General features: G+C 40.1%; 20 protein-coding genes. 11 read left to right on the forward strand and 9 right to left on the reverse strand.

What is annotated here, in order from left to right:
• Positions 1 to 26 precede the first annotated feature (26 nt).
• The 6 genes from IGL24_RS10830 to IGL24_RS10855 all read left to right on the forward strand — a co-directional run bounded on the left by IGL24_RS10830 (position 27) and on the right by IGL24_RS10855 (position 4,716).
• Complete coding sequence (locus tag IGL24_RS10830; protein ID WP_207700015.1) at positions 27 to 1,016, forward strand: acryloyl-CoA reductase; 990 nt, start codon at positions 27 to 29, stop codon at positions 1,014 to 1,016.
• A complete protein-coding gene (locus tag IGL24_RS10835) occupies positions 1,013 to 1,741 on the forward strand; it encodes a phosphopantothenate--cysteine ligase (protein WP_207114689.1) in 729 nt (242 codons plus the stop codon). The genes IGL24_RS10830 and IGL24_RS10835 overlap by 4 nt, the downstream gene beginning before the upstream one ends.
• A 14-nt stretch (positions 1,742 to 1,755) precedes the next feature.
• Positions 1,756 to 2,307 (forward strand): phosphopantothenoylcysteine decarboxylase, encoded by a 552-nt coding sequence (gene coaC / locus IGL24_RS10840; protein ID WP_207114688.1) that lies wholly within the window; start codon positions 1,756 to 1,758, stop codon positions 2,305 to 2,307.
• Between the two features lie 16 nt (positions 2,308 to 2,323).
• Complete coding sequence (locus tag IGL24_RS10845; RefSeq protein ID WP_207700014.1) at positions 2,324 to 2,938, forward strand: ECF transporter S component; 615 nt, start codon at positions 2,324 to 2,326, stop codon at positions 2,936 to 2,938.
• 141 nt (positions 2,939 to 3,079) lie between these two features.
• Positions 3,080 to 3,730 (forward strand): NAD(P)-binding oxidoreductase, encoded by a 651-nt coding sequence (locus IGL24_RS10850; protein ID WP_206858747.1) that lies wholly within the window; start codon positions 3,080 to 3,082, stop codon positions 3,728 to 3,730.
• Between the two features lie 2 nt (positions 3,731 to 3,732).
• Complete coding sequence (locus IGL24_RS10855) at positions 3,733 to 4,716, forward strand: NAD(P)H-quinone oxidoreductase (RefSeq protein ID WP_207700013.1); 984 nt, start codon at positions 3,733 to 3,735, stop codon at positions 4,714 to 4,716.
• A gap of 111 nt (positions 4,717 to 4,827) precedes the next feature.
• Here the strand turns inward: IGL24_RS10855 and IGL24_RS10860 are convergent, their stop codons facing one another.
• Positions 4,828 to 6,336 carry a flavocytochrome c gene (locus tag IGL24_RS10860; protein WP_207700012.1) on the reverse strand — a complete coding sequence of 503 codons (1,509 nt, stop codon included), beginning with the start codon at positions 6,334 to 6,336 and terminating at the stop codon, positions 4,828 to 4,830.
• 281 nt (positions 6,337 to 6,617) lie between these two features.
• Here IGL24_RS10860 and IGL24_RS10865 point away from each other — a divergent pair, with 281 nt between their 5' ends.
• The gene (locus tag IGL24_RS10865; protein WP_206858756.1) at positions 6,618 to 7,463 is read left to right on the forward strand and encodes a hypothetical protein; all 846 of its coding nucleotides are present in this window, start codon (positions 6,618 to 6,620) and stop codon (positions 7,461 to 7,463) included.
• Positions 7,464 to 7,483: 20 nt separating this feature from the next.
• On the opposite strand, the gene IGL24_RS10870 is transcribed toward IGL24_RS10865, so the two are convergent.
• The 3 genes from IGL24_RS10870 to IGL24_RS10880 all read right to left on the reverse strand — a co-directional run bounded on the left by IGL24_RS10870 (position 7,484) and on the right by IGL24_RS10880 (position 9,968).
• On the reverse strand, positions 7,484 to 8,053 hold the full coding sequence (locus IGL24_RS10870) for a GNAT family N-acetyltransferase (protein ID WP_207700018.1): 570 nt from the start codon (positions 8,051 to 8,053) through the stop codon (positions 7,484 to 7,486).
• Between the two features lie 18 nt (positions 8,054 to 8,071).
• A complete protein-coding gene (gene murB / locus IGL24_RS10875) occupies positions 8,072 to 8,977 on the reverse strand; it encodes a UDP-N-acetylmuramate dehydrogenase (RefSeq protein WP_207700011.1) in 906 nt (301 codons plus the stop codon).
• Between the two features lie 70 nt (positions 8,978 to 9,047).
• The gene (locus tag IGL24_RS10880) at positions 9,048 to 9,968 is read right to left on the reverse strand and encodes a Gfo/Idh/MocA family protein (protein WP_206858760.1); all 921 of its coding nucleotides are present in this window, start codon (positions 9,966 to 9,968) and stop codon (positions 9,048 to 9,050) included.
• 104 nt (positions 9,969 to 10,072) lie between these two features.
• Here IGL24_RS10880 and IGL24_RS10885 point away from each other — a divergent pair, with 104 nt between their 5' ends.
• Both IGL24_RS10885 and IGL24_RS10890 read left to right on the forward strand, forming a co-directional pair.
• A complete protein-coding gene (locus IGL24_RS10885) occupies positions 10,073 to 10,825 on the forward strand; it encodes an exodeoxyribonuclease III (protein WP_207700010.1) in 753 nt (250 codons plus the stop codon).
• A 155-nt stretch (positions 10,826 to 10,980) separates the two neighbouring features.
• Positions 10,981 to 11,514, forward strand: a complete 534-nt coding sequence (locus IGL24_RS10890; protein ID WP_207114683.1) for a 3'-5' exonuclease — start codon at positions 10,981 to 10,983, stop codon at positions 11,512 to 11,514.
• Between the two features lie 100 nt (positions 11,515 to 11,614).
• Here IGL24_RS10890 and IGL24_RS10895 read toward each other — a convergent pair whose 3' ends face one another.
• From IGL24_RS10895 to IGL24_RS10910, 4 genes are all read right to left on the reverse strand, one after another.
• Positions 11,615 to 12,130 carry a GNAT family N-acetyltransferase gene (locus IGL24_RS10895; protein WP_207114682.1) on the reverse strand — a complete coding sequence of 172 codons (516 nt, stop codon included), beginning with the start codon at positions 12,128 to 12,130 and terminating at the stop codon, positions 11,615 to 11,617.
• Complete coding sequence (tsaE, locus tag IGL24_RS10900) at positions 12,120 to 12,596, reverse strand: tRNA (adenosine(37)-N6)-threonylcarbamoyltransferase complex ATPase subunit type 1 TsaE (RefSeq protein ID WP_206858776.1); 477 nt, start codon at positions 12,594 to 12,596, stop codon at positions 12,120 to 12,122. Before tsaE ends, IGL24_RS10895 begins: the two co-directional genes overlap by 11 nt.
• Positions 12,597 to 12,712: 116 nt before the next feature.
• Entirely contained in the window at positions 12,713 to 13,693 is a 981-nt protein-coding gene (pta, locus tag IGL24_RS10905; protein WP_010734762.1) for a phosphate acetyltransferase, read from the reverse strand.
• 155 nt (positions 13,694 to 13,848) lie between these two features.
• Entirely contained in the window at positions 13,849 to 14,529 is a 681-nt protein-coding gene (locus tag IGL24_RS10910; protein ID WP_206858781.1) for a uracil-DNA glycosylase, read from the reverse strand.
• A gap of 123 nt (positions 14,530 to 14,652) precedes the next feature.
• Between IGL24_RS10910 and IGL24_RS10915 the strand changes: the two genes are divergently transcribed.
• Positions 14,653 to 15,522: a Cof-type HAD-IIB family hydrolase gene (locus IGL24_RS10915; protein ID WP_207114681.1), complete on the forward strand. Its 870-nt coding sequence runs from the start codon at positions 14,653 to 14,655 to the stop codon at positions 15,520 to 15,522.
• Between the two features lie 27 nt (positions 15,523 to 15,549).
• The gene (locus IGL24_RS10920; RefSeq protein ID WP_206858783.1) at positions 15,550 to 16,065 is read left to right on the forward strand and encodes an LURP-one-related/scramblase family protein; all 516 of its coding nucleotides are present in this window, start codon (positions 15,550 to 15,552) and stop codon (positions 16,063 to 16,065) included.
• 34 nt (positions 16,066 to 16,099) lie between these two features.
• Here IGL24_RS10920 and IGL24_RS10925 read toward each other — a convergent pair whose 3' ends face one another.
• The gene (locus tag IGL24_RS10925) at positions 16,100 to 18,052 is read right to left on the reverse strand and encodes a hypothetical protein (protein ID WP_429966332.1); all 1,953 of its coding nucleotides are present in this window, start codon (positions 18,050 to 18,052) and stop codon (positions 16,100 to 16,102) included.
• Positions 18,053 to 18,319: the final 267 nt, after the last annotated feature.

The raw sequence follows: 18,319 nt of genomic DNA on the forward strand, positions 1-18,319 counted from the left end.
ATTTCGAAAGGAGCACCTTCTATCTAATGAACACATTCAAACAGTTTCAAGTAAACAATGAACCAGCTTTCCATACAAGCATTGTCGACAAAGAATTTCCCGAACTGACTAATAATGAAGTTTGGATAAAAATCGCATACTCAGATGTCAATTATAAGGATGCGTTGGCTTGTAGTGAAAATGGCCAAGTGATCCGTACCTATCCAATGACTCCCGGCATTGATTTTTCCGGAGTCGTCATGAAAAGTTTAGACAAACGATTCCAGCCCGGAGATCAAGTTTTAGCAACTGGCTATGGAATAGGCGTTAGCCAACCTGGCGGCTATAGTGATTATCAAAAAATCACTGGAGATTGGCTTGTTCCTCTCCCTGAAACGATGACACTTCGTCAAGCAATGGTTTTAGGAACAGCTGGTTTGACTGCCGCCCTTTGCGTGAATGCCTTACTTAGTCAAGGAATGAAAGCAGATGACCATATCGTCGTGACAGGTGCATCTGGTGGAGTAGGAAGTGTTGCCATTGCTATGTTACACAAAATGGGCTTCAAAAAAATCACTGCATTTTCGAGAAAAGAAGAAGCGCAAACGTGGCTACAAAAACTAGGGGCGACTCAAGTGGTGCATCCTGAAGCCTTTCTACCAGAAAAAAGTAAACCTTTGGATAAACAACAAGTGGATTATGTGATCGACACTGTTGGGGGAGAACTGCTCACTCGCTTATTGCCTTTGATTGCCTATGATGGCGCTGCTGCACTATGCGGCAATGCAGGTGGGATCAAATTAACAACGACTGTGTTACCTTTTATTTTAAGAAATATCCAGCTGATCGGTATTGATTCAGTCAACGTCCCTCATGAAAAACGCTTGAATATCTGGCAACAATTAGCCGATCTTTCTGTGACTGATCACTTAGTCGTGAACGAGATCACCTTAGAACAATTGGAAGAAACGACCAAAAAAATCCTTGAAGGGACACATCAAGGAAGAACGCTTGTCACTGTAGGTGAAACGGTATGAAGGTATTGATCACAGCTGGTGGCACAAGCGAACGAATCGATCAAGTCCGCTCGATCACGAACCATTCAAGTGGACGCTTAGGAAAAGCAATCGCAGAAGCCTTTCTGACACACCCTTCTGTGACGATCGACTACGTAACGACGCAACTCGCTGTAAAACCTAGCGATTCTGAACGTTTGACATTCCATCTCATCGAATCTACACAAGAATTACTAGATACATTCGAACGATTGATGCAAGAAAAGAGCTACGACGCGATCATCCATAGCATGGCGGTCAGTGATTTTACACCGGCTTTCAGTCTGTCTGAGCAACAGTTGGCTGAGCGCTTGAGTAAAGAATCATTGACTCCCGATTCCTTGTCTTCTTGGCTTGAAGCAACCGAACAAAGTGTAAGCAAAGAAGCGAAGATCTCATCGGATACGGACTATCTAGTTTTGACCTTGAAGAAAACACCAAAAATCATTCGTTCTTTACGCCAATGGCAACCCAAAGCTACGATCGTTGGGTTCAAATTATTAGTCGATGTCTCAAAAGAGCAGTTATTAGAAGTAGCTAAAAAGAGCTTGATCACCAATCAAACCGATTATATTTTAGCTAACGACTTGACACAGATCAATGAAACACGCCATCATGGCTACTTGTTGTCTAAAAATGGAGAAGTTACAGAAGCCTACACTAAGCAAGAGATTGCGCAATGTATCGTCTCTACGATCTTAAAATAAGGAGGAATCCAGAAATGAAAAAAATCCTATTGGGCGTATCTGGTAGTATTTCTGCATATAAGAGCGCAGATATCACGAATCAACTTGTCAAACTCGGTTACCAAGTCGATGTGATCATGACGAAAAGCAGTACAAAATTTATTACACCTTTAACTTTGCAATCTTTATCTAAACGTCCTGTCCACACGGATGTCATGCAAGAAAACGATCCTTCAGTCATCAACCATATCGAGCTAGCCAAGCAAGCCGACTTATTTTTGATTGCACCAGCTACTGCAAATATTATTGGAAAGCTGGCAAATGGTTTAGCCGATGATCTACTATCTACGGTTGCCATGGCACTTTTACCCGAGACACCAAAATTGATTGCGCCGGCAATGAATACTAATATGTATCAACATCCGATCAATCAAAGAAATCTCGCCACTTTAAAAGAAATCGGTTATCAGGAAATTGAACCACGAGAATCACTTTTAGCTTGTGGAGATTTCGGCAAAGGTGCTTTAGCAGATAACCAAATCATTATCGACCAAATCACACTTCTGCTTAATCAGAGGTCGGTCTAGTATTTAAGGAGTTATGATGAAAAATACCAAAAACTTTACTTTGACTGCTATGTTTTTAGCTATTATGATTTTACTGGCTGTTACGCCTCTCGGTTTTATCCCGATTGGCCCGATCAATGCGACAACGATGCATATCCCGGTCATCGTCGCATCAATCGTTTTAGGCCCACGACTAGGTGCTTTTCTCGGAGGGACATTTGGCGTGATCAGTATGATCCGCAGTACGTTCATTCCAACACCTCTGTCTTTTGTTTTCTCACCGTTTATTCCAGTGATTGGTACTGATCAAGGAAGTTGGAAAGCATTGATCATTGCTTTGATACCAAGGATCTTGATTGGCGTTGTTCCGTATTTTGTTTATAAAGGCATCCAAAAGTTGACGAAGAACAAAGTTAGTCCACTTTCATTGTTTCTTGCTGGGATCGCTGGTTCTCTAACTAACACGATTTTAGTGATGAACTTGATCTACTTTCTTTTCCAACAAGATTATGCCCAAGTCATCGGAAGCAACATCAATGCTGTCTACTCCGCCATTCTTGCAGTTATCTTTACTAGTGGCGTGCCAGAAGCGATCGTTGCAGGTTTAGTCACAGCTGCGGTCTCTACTGCTTTGCTGCGAATGATGCGTTAATGATACGATCGAAAAACCAAAAAAGAGTGAGGCATCCTGCCCGCTCTTTTTTGGTTTTTATTGATAAGTGTTCAGTCCTGAATTTTTTATCTTTTGATGTTACCATGAATAATACAGCTAAGTAGTGAAAGGATGAGGAATATGAATATTTTTGTAGTAGGAGCAAATGGACAAATCGGTCGTCATTTGATCCAGAAACTAGGAACAACAGAACATCAAGTTTACGCAGGTGTGCGAGATGTTGCCAACCAAGCAATTTTTGATGAAGAAAACATTGCCTATGTTCCCTTCGATTTAACGTGGTCCTCAGAAAAAATGGCAGAAGCCTTTCAAGACAGTGATCTTGTCATTTTTACTGCTGGTTCTCAAGGAAAGAATCTTTTACAAGTCGACTTAGATGGCGCTATCAAAACAATGATCGCAGCAGAGCAAGCAAATATTTCTCGCTATTTGATGATCAGTGCGGCGTTTGCAGACAATCGTGAAAAATGGCCTGAATCAATGACGGATTATTACATTACTAAATATTACGCTGACGAATGGTTGAAAAATCAAACAGCATTGGATTATGTTATCCTCCAACCTGTAGCTTTGACCAACGATGAAGAAGTCATGACGATCCAGTTAACGAAACCAAATGAAAAACCAGCTCAAACAATTACAAGAAAAACGGTAGCAGAAGTATTAGCTGCGTTAGTGGATCAACCAACAATATCAAAAACAACCGTTGTTTTATCTGAAGGATCAGCTACAGTTCCAGACGCAATCAAACAACTTGCTGAGGAGGCTTGATGATGCGTGCAATTTCTATGAAAAAACCCGGCTCGGTAGACGTTTTGACCGAAATCGATGTCCCTAGACCTGTTCCAAAAGCTGGGGAACTATTGCTGAAAGTCCACACCGCTGCGGTCAATCGGACGGATATCATGCGTCGGGAAAACACTGCGCTTCAAGCACCTTATCCTATTCTAGGTGTTGAAGTTGCCGGTGAAGTCATCGAGAATGCCAGCGATCATTCTGAGTTTTCAATCGGAACGAGAGTTTATGGTTTAGTGAATTTAGGTGGTTACGCAGAATATGCCGTTATTCCCGCAGATCGAGCGATCATTTTACCTGATTCGCTTGACTACGTATCAGCCGCTGGTATTGCTGAAGTTTTCTTAACTGCCTATCAAACCTTGTATTGGTTAGGAAAACTGCAAAAGAGCGAGACTGTATTGATCCATGCTGGCGCAAGCGGTGTTGGTACCGCAGCGATCCAATTAGCCAAACAACATTCACAAGCCCGTGTCATCGTGACTGCAGGTTCAACTGAAAAGTTAGACTTTTGTAAAAAGCTCGGCGCAGATGAAGTGATCAACTATAAAACACAGGATTTTGCGGAAGAAGTCCGTAAGCTGACAAATGGCAATGGCGTTGATGTTCTTTTGGATTTTATCGGCGCTTCGTATTGGGAAAAAAACCTGGCATCGATTGCCATTGATGGTCGCTGGGTCTTGATTGGCACACTTGGAGGGACAACAGTTGAGTCTCTTGATCTAAGAGTGTTATTGCAAAAAAGAATCCAATTGATTGGCACATTATTGACTCCAAGAAGTGACGAATACAAAGCAAGATTAACTCAAGAGTTTATGGAAACTATCGATCCTTATTTTGAGACCGGAGCAATCCGTCCGATCATCGATCGTACATTCCCATTAGCAGAAGCAAAAGAAGCCCATGAATATATGGAAGCAAATAAAAATGTCGGAAAGATTATTTTGACAGTTAGTGAATGAGCTTGTTCGGAAAGAGTCAGCTCTGGAATGACATTTATTCAACTATAGTGATGTTTAAAAAGAGAACCTAAGGCATGCGCCTTAGGTTCTCTTTTCTCGTTATTTCTATGCTTATTTAGAAACAAATTTTGCTGCTTGTTGTCCTGCCTGTCGACCGAAAATAATGATTTCCGCTACAGAGTTTCCGCCGATACGGTTTTCTCCGTGTAAGCCACCAGTGACTTCACCTGCTGCATAAAGGCCAGTGATCGGTTCTCCATCTTTGTCTAAAACTTCTGTATTCGTATTGATCTTGATGCCACCCATTGTATAGTGGATCCCAGGTGCGATCTTGATCGCATAGTAGTTTGGTTTTGAAAGGTCGTGTTCCATTGCTGTTGTACGACCAAATGCTGTATCTTCTTGATTCGCCACTTCTTCGTTCCAAGTTGTAACTGTTTGAGCCAATGTCTCTGCTGGTAAGTTGATTTTCTCTGCCAATTCTTCAATCGTCTCACCTGTAGTGACATAGCCTTTTTCATCATAAAACTCAATTGCTGTCGCACGGTCACGGACGCCTTGATCAAAAATCAAATAAGCAGATTTTTCTGGTAATGCAGTGATTGCCGCTGATACCTTGTCACGAGTATTCATTTCGTTGACAAAACGCTCACCATCTTGATCAACTAAGATCGCTCCTTCGCCACGCACAACTTCTCCAATCAAGAACCCTTCGTCTTGTTGAACAGTTGGATGGATTTGGATCTTATCCATATCGACTGTTTGACCGCCTAATTTTTCGATCATCTTGATGCCGTCCCCTGTTGATCCTACTTGGTTCGTTGTTACATAACCTTCTAGATCTGGGCGGTAAGTTTGTATATATTCTTCACTGGCACCAAATCCACCAGTTGTAACAACTACCGCTTTTCCGCTGATTTCTTTTGGCTCTTCCCCTTGGACTTGAACCGTTACTTGGTTGACTGTATCACCTGTTTTTTGGATATCTGTCACTTCTGTATTTACAAAAATCGGGATTTGACGTTCATGGACATTTCGTAATAACCCATCCACTAGATAGCCACCGATAGCCGATCCGTCAGAAGGGCGATGTGTACGTCTTTCGCTCATTCCACCAGTGATCGTCAAGTTATCTAATTTGATGCCATTTTCATCCAACCATTCAATTGCAGAAGCTGAATGATCAACAAAATAGCGTAACATTTCTTTGTCATTTGTTCCATTAGCGCCTGCTAATGTCTCTTCATAAAAAGCATCATTGGAATCAGTGATTCCTTCTTCTTCTTGGAACTTGGTTTCAGATGCGTTCATCCCACTTGAAGATTTTAACGTATTCCCACCAGCAACTGGCATTTTTTCAAAAATGACTGGATTCAAGCCTGCATCTTTTGCTTCGATAGCAGCCGCCATACCAGCCCCGCCTCCGCCAACGATGATCAAATCGTATTCGTCTTTCATTTCAGCTGGATTTGTGTAAGTTTGAGCAGACGCTCCAGATGATACTTCTGTTGATTCTTTTGTGGAAGAGCTACTGGATGCAGATTTGCTTTCATCAGGCGTACAGGCACCTAAGGCAAAAATTGCTGTAACTGTCAGTAACCCTTTAATTGTTTTCTTCATAGTTGTCCTCCTAAAATTTAACACTTACTCCATCATAAGTGATATCATTCACAAATTCAACAGACAATTTATTTTTTTCGAACTTCTGTTATCTTCATCTTTTATAAATAACCAGTAATATTTCAACGTTTTCAATATTAAACTAGTAACTATCAAAAAGTAAACGGATTTCTTGAATAAATAGCCAGTCCAAAAAATTTTTTCCTTTCGTTACAAACAGAAGATTTGGGCTTTTGTCGCTAGACAAGTATAATCGGTATGAACCACGAAGGAGTTAATTTATGAAAGTAATCAAACATTTTTTTACCAAAGGAAGTAAGTCAGCCGGGAAAGTCACTCATGCAATCTATATCATTTTACGGGTCATTGTTGTAGTCATGTTAGTCGACCAAGTGATTGACCGTAATATGGGGAATATCATGCTCTTATTATTGACTTTATTATTATTTGAGATCCCCTATCTACTAGAAAAGTTATTGAAGATCCAAATCCCCAATACGTTAGAAATCATTATCTTGTCCTTTATTTTCAGTGCCACTGTCTTGGGTGAATTAAGTGACTTTTATGGCTATTTTTCACTTTGGGACACAGCTTTACACGCATTGAGCGGTTTTCTAGCAGGTGGTGTTGGTTTCTCGCTTGTTTATCTCTTGAACAAAAATACCAAAACCATGAATTTGACCCCGTTGCTAGTCGCATTAGTCTCTTTTTGTTTTTCAATGACCGTAGGAGTCTTTTGGGAATTTATCGAATTCTCAGCGGATCAAGTCTTACAGATGGACATGCAAAAAGACAACTATGTTGACCAAATCAATAGCGTCAAGCTGAGTGAAGATGGCAATACTGTATATACGATCAAAGATATCCAACAAACAACCGTGACCTACAAAGATGAAAATGGCAATGCCAAAGAATTTGTTATGAATGATGGCTATTTAGATATCGGGATCTTAGATACTATGAAAGACTTATTCGTCAACTTTATTGGCGCACTCGTTTTCAGCATCTTCGGCTATCTTTATACTCGAAACGATTATCGAAAATTTACGTTCATTCGAAACTTCATCCCTAGAAAAAAAGGAGTAACTACGCGAATGGATACTGCTGGAAACAAACAAAAAAAATAAGGTTGAGCTTTTGCTCATCCTTATTTTTTTACTTTCGAGGATAAGATATCCATTACTTTCTGATAATCCGAATTCACGCTGCCATCAAAGTTATCAGGAATAAATGTAAACCCTAAGCTTTGATAAAGTTTAATCGCTGGGTGACTCCACGTCTGTGTATGCAGATAAACGGGGCTTTGAGAGGTCAACTGTTGAAAGCGGCGTAGCACTTCGATCGTCAGACTTCGCGCGATCCCTTTTCCTTGATGTTCCGGTTTGACCGCCAACCAATGAAACAGAGGATATTCTTCTTCACGAAGCTTCCACCAAGCAGTGCATGTCGCAACGCGTTCATTTTTTTCGTTGACTACAAAAAACATACGCTTTGTCAATTCTTCTTGATAAGGTGCAAAGGCTTGATCAAAATAAGCTAGCGCCTCATCAATTGAATCAAATTCACCGACCGCAGTCTCAATAGCCGCCCAATCTTTCTCTGCTCCTGGTCGATACTTTTCAAAGTGATACTGCTCATTCAGCGGATAATCTGGCAACACTTCCTCTAAGGGGCGCGTCATCCAAATTTCAGCGTAAGGCAGTTGCTTATCTAACATCGCTGCACCCACTTTCATTTAACTTCTTTTTTCACCAATGATTCGTACTTCTGTTTCTAGTGTCACACCAAACTTCTCTTTGATCACTTCTTGGATATGGGCGATCAGTTCAGTATAATCTGTCGCTGTGGCATGATCGATATTGACGATAAAGCCAGCATGTTTTTCCGAGATTTGTGCGCCGCCCCATTTCAAGCCTTGTAATCCTGCTTCTTGGATCAGTTGTCCGGTGAAGTGGCCCACAGGTCGTTTAAAGACACTGCCGCATGAAGGGTATTCCAATGGTTGTTTGGATTCACGCAATTGTGTCAACTCATCCATCCGCCCCTTGATCAGCTCATAATCACCAGGTGTCAATTGGAAGCGTGCTTCTAAAACGATCGCATCCATCTTCTGTAATTCACTATGTCGATAAGAAAATGCCATTTCCTCATTTGTCAGCGTTTGGATCGTACCGTCGCTTAATAATAAGTCGACTTCTGCAAACACGTCCTTGATCTCACCACCGTAAGCTCCCGCATTCATGTAGACCGCTCCACCGATACTTCCAGGAATCCCGCAGGCAAACTCGAATCCTGTCAACGACTCGGCTAATGCTGCATAGGTCGTATCGATCAACTTCGCACCCGCTTCTGCGATGACCATCGTGCCTTCTACTCGGATCTGGTTCATCTCCGTCAGCATGATCACTACACCACGAATTCCACCGTCTTGGACGATCAGGTTACTTGCATTTCCTAACACTAGCCAAGGGACTTCGTTTTCTCGACAATAATCAACTAGCTGCTTGACTTCTGATTTTGTTTTTGGAAAAGCTAACACATCTACCGGACCACCGGTTTTAGTAAATGTATAATGTCTTAATGGTTCATCAAGCAACAGATTCAACTCTGGATTTTTTCTTACGATATCTTCTTTATTCACTGAGGACTTTCCTTTCTTTTCAAACGTCCTCATCATTCTATCACGCTTAAAACAATCTTGCCAGTCTTGCTCAAAGCTGATGACGATAAAGGTTATTCAACATTTCTTCACAAAGCGCATGGCTGTCGTAAATGCCAGTTTGTTTCAACTTTTCTTTGTCTGGTGTCGTTTGTTGGATCTCTTCAAAAAATCTTTCGACCATTGGCACAAAGCCGCGTTTGCTCAATGTTGTTTCCCAATCACCGAATTTTTTCATTTCTGTCGTATTTGATTTACGGATGACTAAGTCTGTCAGATCGCTCAACTCATACGTTCCCTCTTTACTCGTCACTTGGTAAGTTTCGGTATTTGCACCACTTGCAAGATCCATCGTGACGATCGCTGTTTGATTCGCTGTTTCAATTTGCAACGTCGCCACTTCCATAAAGCCTTCTTTTTCTCGAATGTGAGAACTTGCTTTGATCATAGGCTCATCCAATAAATATACTGCTGTATCTACCAGATGCAGAAATAGATCGTAAATCACAAAAGCAGTCGTTTCTTTTGCTGCAATGCGATTTTTTTGTAACTGGATCAAGCGCTTTTCTGGAATCGCTTTTAATTGTTCGACCATTGGCGCAAATCGACGATTGAAGCCAACCATCAAAGTTACTTGGTGCTGTTTTGCCAATTGCTGTAACTCTTCGATTTCTCGAAGATCAACACTTAACGGTTTATCGATATAAACATGGATCTTATTTTCTAAACATTTTTTTGCCAGTTGAAAATGAACGCTTGTCGCCGCATGGATCATACATGCTTCGATTCCTTGTTCGACTAGCTCATCAAGCGATTCATATAAATGAGTAAATCCATAGGTTCTCTTCAGACGTTCTTTTGTTTCCTGATTACGTGTCGCAAAATAAAAATCGATCATTCCTTGTTTTTCTGCATATGTGGGCAAATATGCTTTTTCAGCAATATTCCCTACTCCTACTACACCAATTTTCATCTTTTCCCTCCTAGTATCTATTATTACTCTTATCTTACACTATTTTTAATAAAAATGAGGTACAATATAATCGCATAGATACGATAGAGAAGGAGCGTGTTTTTTTGAAACTGATTTCGTGGAACGTTAATGGTTTAAGAGCCATCGTCAATAAAAATTTTTTAGAAACATTCAAGGAATTTGATGCAGATTTCTTCTGTCTCCAAGAAACAAAACTACAAGAAGGACAAATCGATTTAGATTTACCTGGGTACCATCAATATTGGAATTATGCGGTTAAAAAAGGATATTCAGGTACCGCGATTTTTGCGAAAGAACCGGCATTGAACGTTTCTTATGGCATGGGGATCGATGTGCATGATCAAGAAGGACGTTTGATCACATTAGAATATCCAGAATTTTACTTAGTGACTTGCTATACGCCAAATTCACAGAATGAATTGAAACGACTGGATTATCGCTTAGAATGGGAAGCTGCTTTCTACGATTATCTAGAAGAGTTGAAAAAACAGAAATCGGTAATCGTCTGTGGAGATCTAAATGTTGCCCACGAGAAAATCGATTTGAAAAACTGGAAAACAAACCAAAAAAGTGCTGGTTTCTCAATTGAAGAACGAGAAGCGTTGACCCATTTACTTGATAATGATTTTGTGGATACTTTCCGTCACTTCTATCCAGACCTAGAGGGTGTCTATTCTTGGTGGAGCTACCGCTTCAATGCACGAAAAAATAATGCAGGTTGGCGTATTGATTACTTCTTGACGAGTGAAGATTTGACGTCACGCTTAGTTGATGCAAAAATCCATACCACGATTTTAGGTAGTGACCACTGCCCTGTCGAACTGATCATCGAATAGCAAATAGGGATAGCAACGGAAGAAATTGGGTAGCCCAATTTCTTCCTGAGATCCTTGAACCTGACAGAATTTACTTTTTTACATAATGTTAAACGCTATTTCTTTTTTTAGAAATTTATGTTATGGTTTATTTTTTAAAGGAGGCTTATTTGAACATGAATTTTATCGCGATGGACTTTGAAACTGCGAACCATCAATCCCATAGCGCTTGCTCTTTAGCACTTGTGAAAGTGGAAAACAGTCAGATTGTCGATGAATTTTATACCTTGATCCAACCAGAAACACCATTTTTCTGGCGTAATATCCAAATCCATGGTATCCGTCCTGAAGATGTACGTCAGGCACCTAAATTTCCAGATGTTTGGCATAAAATCGAAAAGTATTTCCAAAAAAACCGATTAGTTGTTGCCCATAATGCTGCCTTCGATACAAAAGTATTGGCTGGTTGCTTGGATTACTACCAACTGCCCCAACCTAATTATCTTTCGTTATGTACGGTCAAAACAAGCCGACGATTATTTCCTGAAATGCCTAACCACCGATTAAATACGGTTTGCGAGAATTTAGATATCACATTGAAAAATCACCATGATGCGTTAGAAGATAGCCGAGCTTGTGCGGAGATCTTATTGTATCAGGAAAAATATTTCGGGACAGACCCTTTGAAAAAATTAGTGACAGTAAAATAGTTCTACTAGCTAAATGGACGATCAATGTGTCTAAAAATAAAACAAGAACCTGAAAAGTGGTCGACTTTTCAGGTTCTTGTTTTGTAGAATCATCTTCACTTCATGCCTCAATCGTTCTTTTCATCTTGATCGTTGGCACTTTATCTTGTTCGATTAATTCAATATTGCTTCGTGCTTCTTCTTGAAAGCCCATTTTATGATACAGGTGGATTGCTCGCTGGTTATCGGCCAATACGTCTAGAACCAACGTATTAAAGTTTTCATTTTCCGTTGCCCAGATGATTGCCTCTTCTAAAAGGATCGTTCCTAAGCCCATCCCCCAATATTCTTTCAAGATACTGATTCCTATTTCACCTTGTTCAGTTAACTCAGACTTAGGGGCAACAGAAACGACACCGATCACTTGTTCATTAATCAGGGCTAAAAACAATAAGTGTTCTGTGCTTTCTTTTATTCGGGTCAACTCAACTGCGAGCACTTCTTTACTCATTCCAAGCGAACGCTCATCAATAATAAAGTAATCCGTCTCTTGTTTCGCTTGATTTAGCATCTTTAATAATCCTTGGGCATCCTTTTCATCGGCTTCTTTGAGCGTCAATTCGACCTCACTTGTCATAGCTACCCGCCCATGCTTCAAGAATACGCTTCTCAAACGCTTGACTCTCTGATCCATATGATTGGAATTTCACATACCTTTTTTCTAATTCTGTATCACTTTTTTCAAGAATCAGTTCCAAATAATCTTCAGGTAAAGCATCTTCTAATAAGTTTCCCCATTCGATGACAGATAGTCCCTCACCTTCAAAATATTCATCCAAACCTAGATCAGCACCGCTAGCAGCAACACGATAAATATCCATGTGATACAAAGGTAATCTTCCTTGCGTATATTCTCGAATGATCGTATAGGTAGGACTTTTGATCATTTGATCGATCCCTAATCCTTTAGCTATTCCTTTAGTCAGTGTCGTTTTACCTGCACCAAGATCGCCAGTCAAGACTAGGTTATCTCCTGGATGAGCAACTTTTCCGATGATTTCTGCTAGTTGATCAGTCATCGCTACACTTGTTAATTCAATCATCTTCATTTCTCCTCATTCTTTTTTGTCAGTATAACGTGTAATCCAACAAAAAAAAAGAAAAGAGTCAGGAATCATCCGTTCTCCCTTTCTCTTTTCCTTTTATTTACACTGTTCGATTAATCTAATAATGTTTGTGCGCCTGTAATGATCGCTAATTTGTAAACATCTTCTTCATTGGCACCACGAGATAGATCACTTACTGGTTTGTTCAAACCTTGTAAGATTGGGCCGATTGCTTCAAAGTTACCAAAACGTTGGGCAATCTTGTAGCCAATGTTTCCTGATTGTAATTCTGGGAAAACAAAGACAGTTGCTTGACCAGCGACTTTAGAGTCAGGAGCTTTCAATTGTGCGACTGCTGGTACGTATGACGCATCAAATTGCAATTCGCCATCAATCGTATATTGAGGTGCTAATTCTTTCGCAATTCTAGTTGCTTCAACAACTTTGTCTACTTCAGGAGCTGCGGCAGAACCTTTTGTTGAGAAACTCATCAAAGCGATCTTTGGATCGATATCAAATAATTCAGCTGTTTTTGCTGACTCAACAGCGATTTCTGCTAATTCTTGTGCATTTGGATTTACATTGATTGCACAGTCAGAAAAGACATATTTTTCTTGATCTCTTCCGCGAACCATGATCATTGCACCACTTGTACGGCTTACACCTGGTTTTGTTTTGATGATTTGTAGTGCTGGACGTACTGTATCTCCAGTCGAATGGATCGCACCAGAAACCATACCATCAGCAATGCCCATATATGTAAGCATTGTTCCAAAATAATTGACATCTTTTAGGATTTTTTCAGCTTGTTCTTTTGTTGCTTTTCCGTTACGTCGTTCAACAAAAGCTTCAACCATTTCATCCCATTTTTCATAATCATTTGGATTGATGATCGTGAAGTTAGATGTTTGGATACCACGTGCGTTGGCCGCTGCTTCAATCTCTTCTTTACTACCGATCAAAATCGGTTCAACTAATTCTTCTGCTTTTAAACGTGCTGCTGCTCCTAAAATTCTTGCATCCGTTGCTTCTGGAAACACGATTTTGATCCCGCGACGTACAATTTTAAATCTTAAACTATCAAACAATTCCACAAGATGACCTCCAGTTATTTTTATTAACTACCATGATACACTATTATTAAAAAAAAGAACAGTTTTAAATTTCTGTATCAGTCAAAAAGTGGATAATAATTAACTTTTTCACATAATCTGAACAAACTGCACTATAACAGGAAAGCGGTGTATCATTACACTGTTTTAGGCAGTTGCCAATCAATTGGCGTTTCCCCTAATGCAAGCAACGCATCATTCGTTTTTGAAAAAGGTTTTGAGCCAAAGAAACCACGATGGGCAGATAATGGGCTTGGATGAGGCGCTGTTATTATAATGTGACGACTCTTGTCGATCATTTTCATTTTTTCCTGCGCTGGTTTGCCCCAAAGAATAAACACGATCGGTTTGTCCCGTTCGTTCAGTTTCTCAATCACCGCATCGGTCAACTGTTCCCAGCCTTTCCCACGATGTGAATAAGCTTGTCCTTCTCTGACAGTTAGTACGGTATTCAATAGTAGAACCCCTTGTTTGGCCCAACTTACTAAATTTCCATGCCCCACTGGTTCGATCCCTAGATCATTCTTCAATTCTTTGTAGATATTGACTAAAGATGGTGGTGTTTTTACTCCTGGCTGTACGGAAAAAGACAGACCATGTGCTTGATTCACGCCATGATAAGGATCTTGTCCTAAAATCACTACTTTCACTTCTTCATAAGGGGTCAGTTCTAACGCTTCATACACATGGTACATATCGGGATGGATTTTTTGAGTTGCATACTCTTCTTTCAAAAAATTTCGTAAACGCTGATAATAGTCTTTTTCAAACTCATCAGCTAATCGATCTTGCCAACTATTGTGGATGATTTTTTTCAAATTCCCCACCTCCTATTTTCCAGAATAACTCACAAATTATTTGTTAACAAGTCAAAATCTTCCCTCCTAGTTCGTATTAGTATGTTAAACTAGGGAAGAGAAAAGGAAAGGAACGGTAATGACATGATCAAACTAATTGCCTCTGATATGGATGGCACTTTACTCGATGCACATATGGGTATCTCAACAGAAAATACTGACGCGATCCGCTTGGCAAACGAGCTAGGCATTGAATTTATGGTAGCTACTGGACGTAACGCTCAAGAAGCACGAGCAGCTTTAGATGAAGTAGGAATCGAATGTGCGATGATCACTTTGAATGGCGCACAAGTCTATGACAAATCAGGAAAATCGCTTTTTACAGTACCGATTCCAAGTCCCCAAGCAATGACTGTAATGGATATTTTAGACGCAAATGGCATTTATTATGAAGTAGCAACAAATCAAGGGCTATATTCTGAAAGCCAACCGAAGAGAATCGAAAGCTTCGCCTCTTCCATTGCGACTCATATGCCTCACTTGACTTATAAAATGGCGATTGCCATGGCTTCCGCTAATCTTGAACTTTTACACATCACTTATGTTGATAGCATACGTGAATTATTACTTGATGAAAAATTAGAAGTGTTAAAAATCATCTGCTTCCACACAGAAGGGGCACGCATTTTAGGACCTGTCGGGAAAGAAATCAGTAGTTTAGGCGAACTGGCAGTGACTTCTTCTGGACAAAACAATATTGAGATCAATCATAAGAATGCTCAAAAAGGAATCGCAGTGGCGCACGTCGCACATGAACGTGGTATCACTTTAGACGAAGTGATGACGATCGGGGATAATTTCAACGATGTCAGCATGTTGCAAACCGCTGGCGTTAGTTTCGCCATGGGAAATGCAGAAATTGAAGTCAAAGATTACGCAAAATACGTAACAGATACAAATCTTGAATCAGGTGTTGGCAAAGCCATCTTGCGCGCAATCAACGAAAATCTATAGTTGTTTGAAGAAAAGAGGGGAACAAACATGTCAGAATTTTTCATTCAGGAAAAACAGCTGAGTCGTGCTACTCGGACGATCGTCAAAGACGAAAAAGGGAAATCACTTTTTTTGATGGTCGGCCGCTGGGGAACGAAAGGAGATGCGTTGTCTCTTTATGCCATGAATGGTGATCTAGTAGCACATATCAAGCAAATCAGCCTGACATTTGGTACACGCTTTGAACTTTACAAAGATTTCGAAAAAGTCGGTACGATGCAAAAGATTTTCAATTGGCCAGGAGATTTTTATTATATCCGCCGATTACATTGGACTGTACAGGGAGATATCTATAATCACCGCTATCAGATCCAACATTTCAATGAACCCATCATGGAAATGGACAAAGCAACGCTCTTTACCGGTGATTACTATGTTCTTGATATCCCCAATGAAGAGAATGCCCCTATTTGTATCTGCATCGCTGCTGTCCTTGATTATTGGCTCTATCGAAAAAACAAAGACAAAGAAACACCTCTTTCTTATCGCTTTGATGTTAACTAAAAAAGAACACAAGGAATCCCTTGCGTTCTTTTTTTTACACATGTTTTCTTCTATAGAAAAGAAGTGTCACTACATAAATCAGCATTGTACCTACCATGATCCACAAATTATTTCTTTCCCCATTTGTTTTAGGGAAAAATTGTTGGTTTTGTGATTGTCCATCTTTAGCTGAAGGACCACCATTATTGCTGTTTGATCCAACAACTACCCCTACTTTGTTTTCACTTCTATCGGTCCCCACAGTATCTACTCCATCGCTCTCTGTTGTCACTTTTTCGCTGTTCACAGGTTCTTCAGAGGTATTTGTTGATGAAAAACTGCTAGTGGTAGTAGTGTCTGAATGATGCCCCCGGTTTCCTGAATCCGAGGTGCTTTCACTTGTGCTTGGCTCGGTACTGCTTTCACTTGTGCTTGGTTCCGTACTGCTTTCGCTCGTGCTTGGTTCCGTACTGCTTTTACTTGTGCTTGGTTCCGTACTGCTTTCACTTGTGCTTGGTTCCGTACTGCTTTCACTTGTGCTTGGTTCCGTACTGCTTTCGCTCTTGCTTGGTTCCGTACTGCTTTCACTTGTGCTTGGTTCTGTACTGCTTTCACTTGTGCTTGGTTCTGTACTGCTTTCGCTCGTGCTTGGTTCTGTACTGCTTTCACTTGTGCTTGGTTCTGTACTGCTTTCGCTCGTACTTGGCTCTGTACTGCTTTCACTCGTGCTTGGTTCTGTACTGCTTTCGCTTGTACTTGGTTCTGTAATGCTTTCACTTGTGCTTGGTTCTGTACTGCTTTCGCTCGTACTTGGCTCTGTACTGCTTTCACTCGTGCTTGGTTCTGTACTGCTTTCGCTTGTACTTGGTTCTGTACTGCTTTCACTTGTGCTTGGTTCTGTACTGCTTTCACTTGTGCTTGGCTCTGTACTGCTTTCACTTGTGCTTGGTTCTGTACTGCTTTCACTCGTGCTTGGCTCGGTACTGCTTTCACCTGTCTTATCATCCGTATCTGTGGCAAGAAAAATTTCATTTGGATCCCAACGGTTTGTTGTGGCATTTAAAGTAACATTTTTCCCAATGATCGTTCCATACTGACTTTGGTTGACCGTGATATCCGAACAAGGGGCAATAATCGTTCCTTGAAATGGTGCATCAATTGTCAGTTGTCCAGTTTTAGTCCCAAAATTCCAAGAAATATTGGCATCAGAAAAATCTTCTGTTTGATGGTTTGAGCGATCATTATATTGGATTTGTGAATGCACAGTGAAATCTTCTGGCACATCCACAACGTTTATGACAATCACTTTCCCATCAGGATTATTGATTCGCAATGGTGTGTTCTTTGCAAGAACCGAAGCATCCACGTTGATGATCAAAGGTTCATCACCTTCAATACTTGTACAATCGATCACACGATTATTCATGTCGGGAAAATCAGCAGTTGTATATGTTTTTGATGAGTCTGATGTCATCAGCTTATCTGAAGCTTCAATCAATCGTTCAAATTCCTTTTCAAAATCAATATATTGTTGACCTGGTTGATCTTGATAGAATTCATCTTGTGTTAGATGATCCAATCTCGTCCCGTTGACCACAACTTTATCATTTTCACTCGTGACCACATTTCCCGAACCCACAATAAATTCATTCACGCGGGTATCAGAAGCAGAGGTCTCGACTGAACTGCTAATGTTCTCTATAACCTGTGCATAGTTGATCTCGTTGTTTAAATCTCCTGTAGTGATCGAGGTACCGAAATTATTTGTGGCTGATAACACACCCGTTGCTACATTGCCCTCTGTATGCGCATTGATCGTTGTTTTTTCTTTTGCGAATACATGGAACTGAGAAGCAATTCCTAGTAGTCCATAATCACCAGTCAAATCATCATAGACACTTCCTGGATCTTGTGGAATAAATGTTTCGGCAATTACTTGGATTGGAAAACACAGATTGATCACCAAAGCCGATAGTAGGAATAGATTCAAAAACTTGTTCTTAAACATAATTTCATCTCTTTTCATAAATATATGAATTTCCATAACATAAAAACATTTGTTATTATAGTCCTAAAAGTTAATAAAATAAACACCTTTTCTGAAACTTTTCTAGAAATTAACAATTTATTGAAATCTTGTTTATAGATGATTCCTATTCACCACCACTTTTATAGCTATTACTTTGTTATAGTTTAAAAATAATCCAGAAGTTTTTAGCTTTGTTCCATCTATTCAAAATAAAAAAACGAGCGAAATTTTAACATCATACGTCAA

This window comes from Enterococcus sp. DIV2371 (assembly GCF_050498525.1).
Classification (GTDB): Bacteria; Bacillota; Bacilli; order Lactobacillales; family Enterococcaceae; genus Enterococcus_B; species Enterococcus_B mangumiae.

Coding starts and splice junctions, on each gene's coding strand:
- IGL24_RS10850 (WP_206858747.1), top strand. CDS start 3,080: ATGAATATTTTTGTAGTAGGAGCAAATGGACAAATCGGTCGTCATTTG.
- coaC (WP_207114688.1), top strand. CDS start 1,756: ATGAAAAAAATCCTATTGGGCGTATCTGGTAGTATTTCTGCATATAAG.
- IGL24_RS10895 (WP_207114682.1), bottom strand. CDS start 12,130: ATGACAAGTGAGGTCGAATTGACGCTCAAAGAAGCCGATGAAAAGGAT.
- IGL24_RS10920 (WP_206858783.1), top strand. CDS start 15,550: ATGTCAGAATTTTTCATTCAGGAAAAACAGCTGAGTCGTGCTACTCGG.
- IGL24_RS10925 (WP_429966332.1), bottom strand. CDS start 18,052: ATGTTTAAGAACAAGTTTTTGAATCTATTCCTACTATCGGCTTTGGTG.
- IGL24_RS10880 (WP_206858760.1), bottom strand. CDS start 9,968: ATGAAAATTGGTGTAGTAGGAGTAGGGAATATTGCTGAAAAAGCATAT.
- IGL24_RS10890 (WP_207114683.1), top strand. CDS start 10,981: ATGAATTTTATCGCGATGGACTTTGAAACTGCGAACCATCAATCCCAT.
- IGL24_RS10830 (WP_207700015.1), top strand. CDS start 27: ATGAACACATTCAAACAGTTTCAAGTAAACAATGAACCAGCTTTCCAT.
- IGL24_RS10865 (WP_206858756.1), top strand. CDS start 6,618: ATGAAAGTAATCAAACATTTTTTTACCAAAGGAAGTAAGTCAGCCGGG.
- IGL24_RS10855 (WP_207700013.1), top strand. CDS start 3,733: ATGCGTGCAATTTCTATGAAAAAACCCGGCTCGGTAGACGTTTTGACC.
- IGL24_RS10915 (WP_207114681.1), top strand. CDS start 14,653: ATGATCAAACTAATTGCCTCTGATATGGATGGCACTTTACTCGATGCA.
- tsaE (WP_206858776.1), bottom strand. CDS start 12,596: ATGATTGAATTAACAAGTGTAGCGATGACTGATCAACTAGCAGAAATC.
- IGL24_RS10835 (WP_207114689.1), top strand. CDS start 1,013: ATGAAGGTATTGATCACAGCTGGTGGCACAAGCGAACGAATCGATCAA.
- IGL24_RS10870 (WP_207700018.1), bottom strand. CDS start 8,053: ATGTTAGATAAGCAACTGCCTTACGCTGAAATTTGGATGACGCGCCCC.
- IGL24_RS10860 (WP_207700012.1), bottom strand. CDS start 6,336: ATGAAGAAAACAATTAAAGGGTTACTGACAGTTACAGCAATTTTTGCC.
- IGL24_RS10845 (WP_207700014.1), top strand. CDS start 2,324: ATGAAAAATACCAAAAACTTTACTTTGACTGCTATGTTTTTAGCTATT.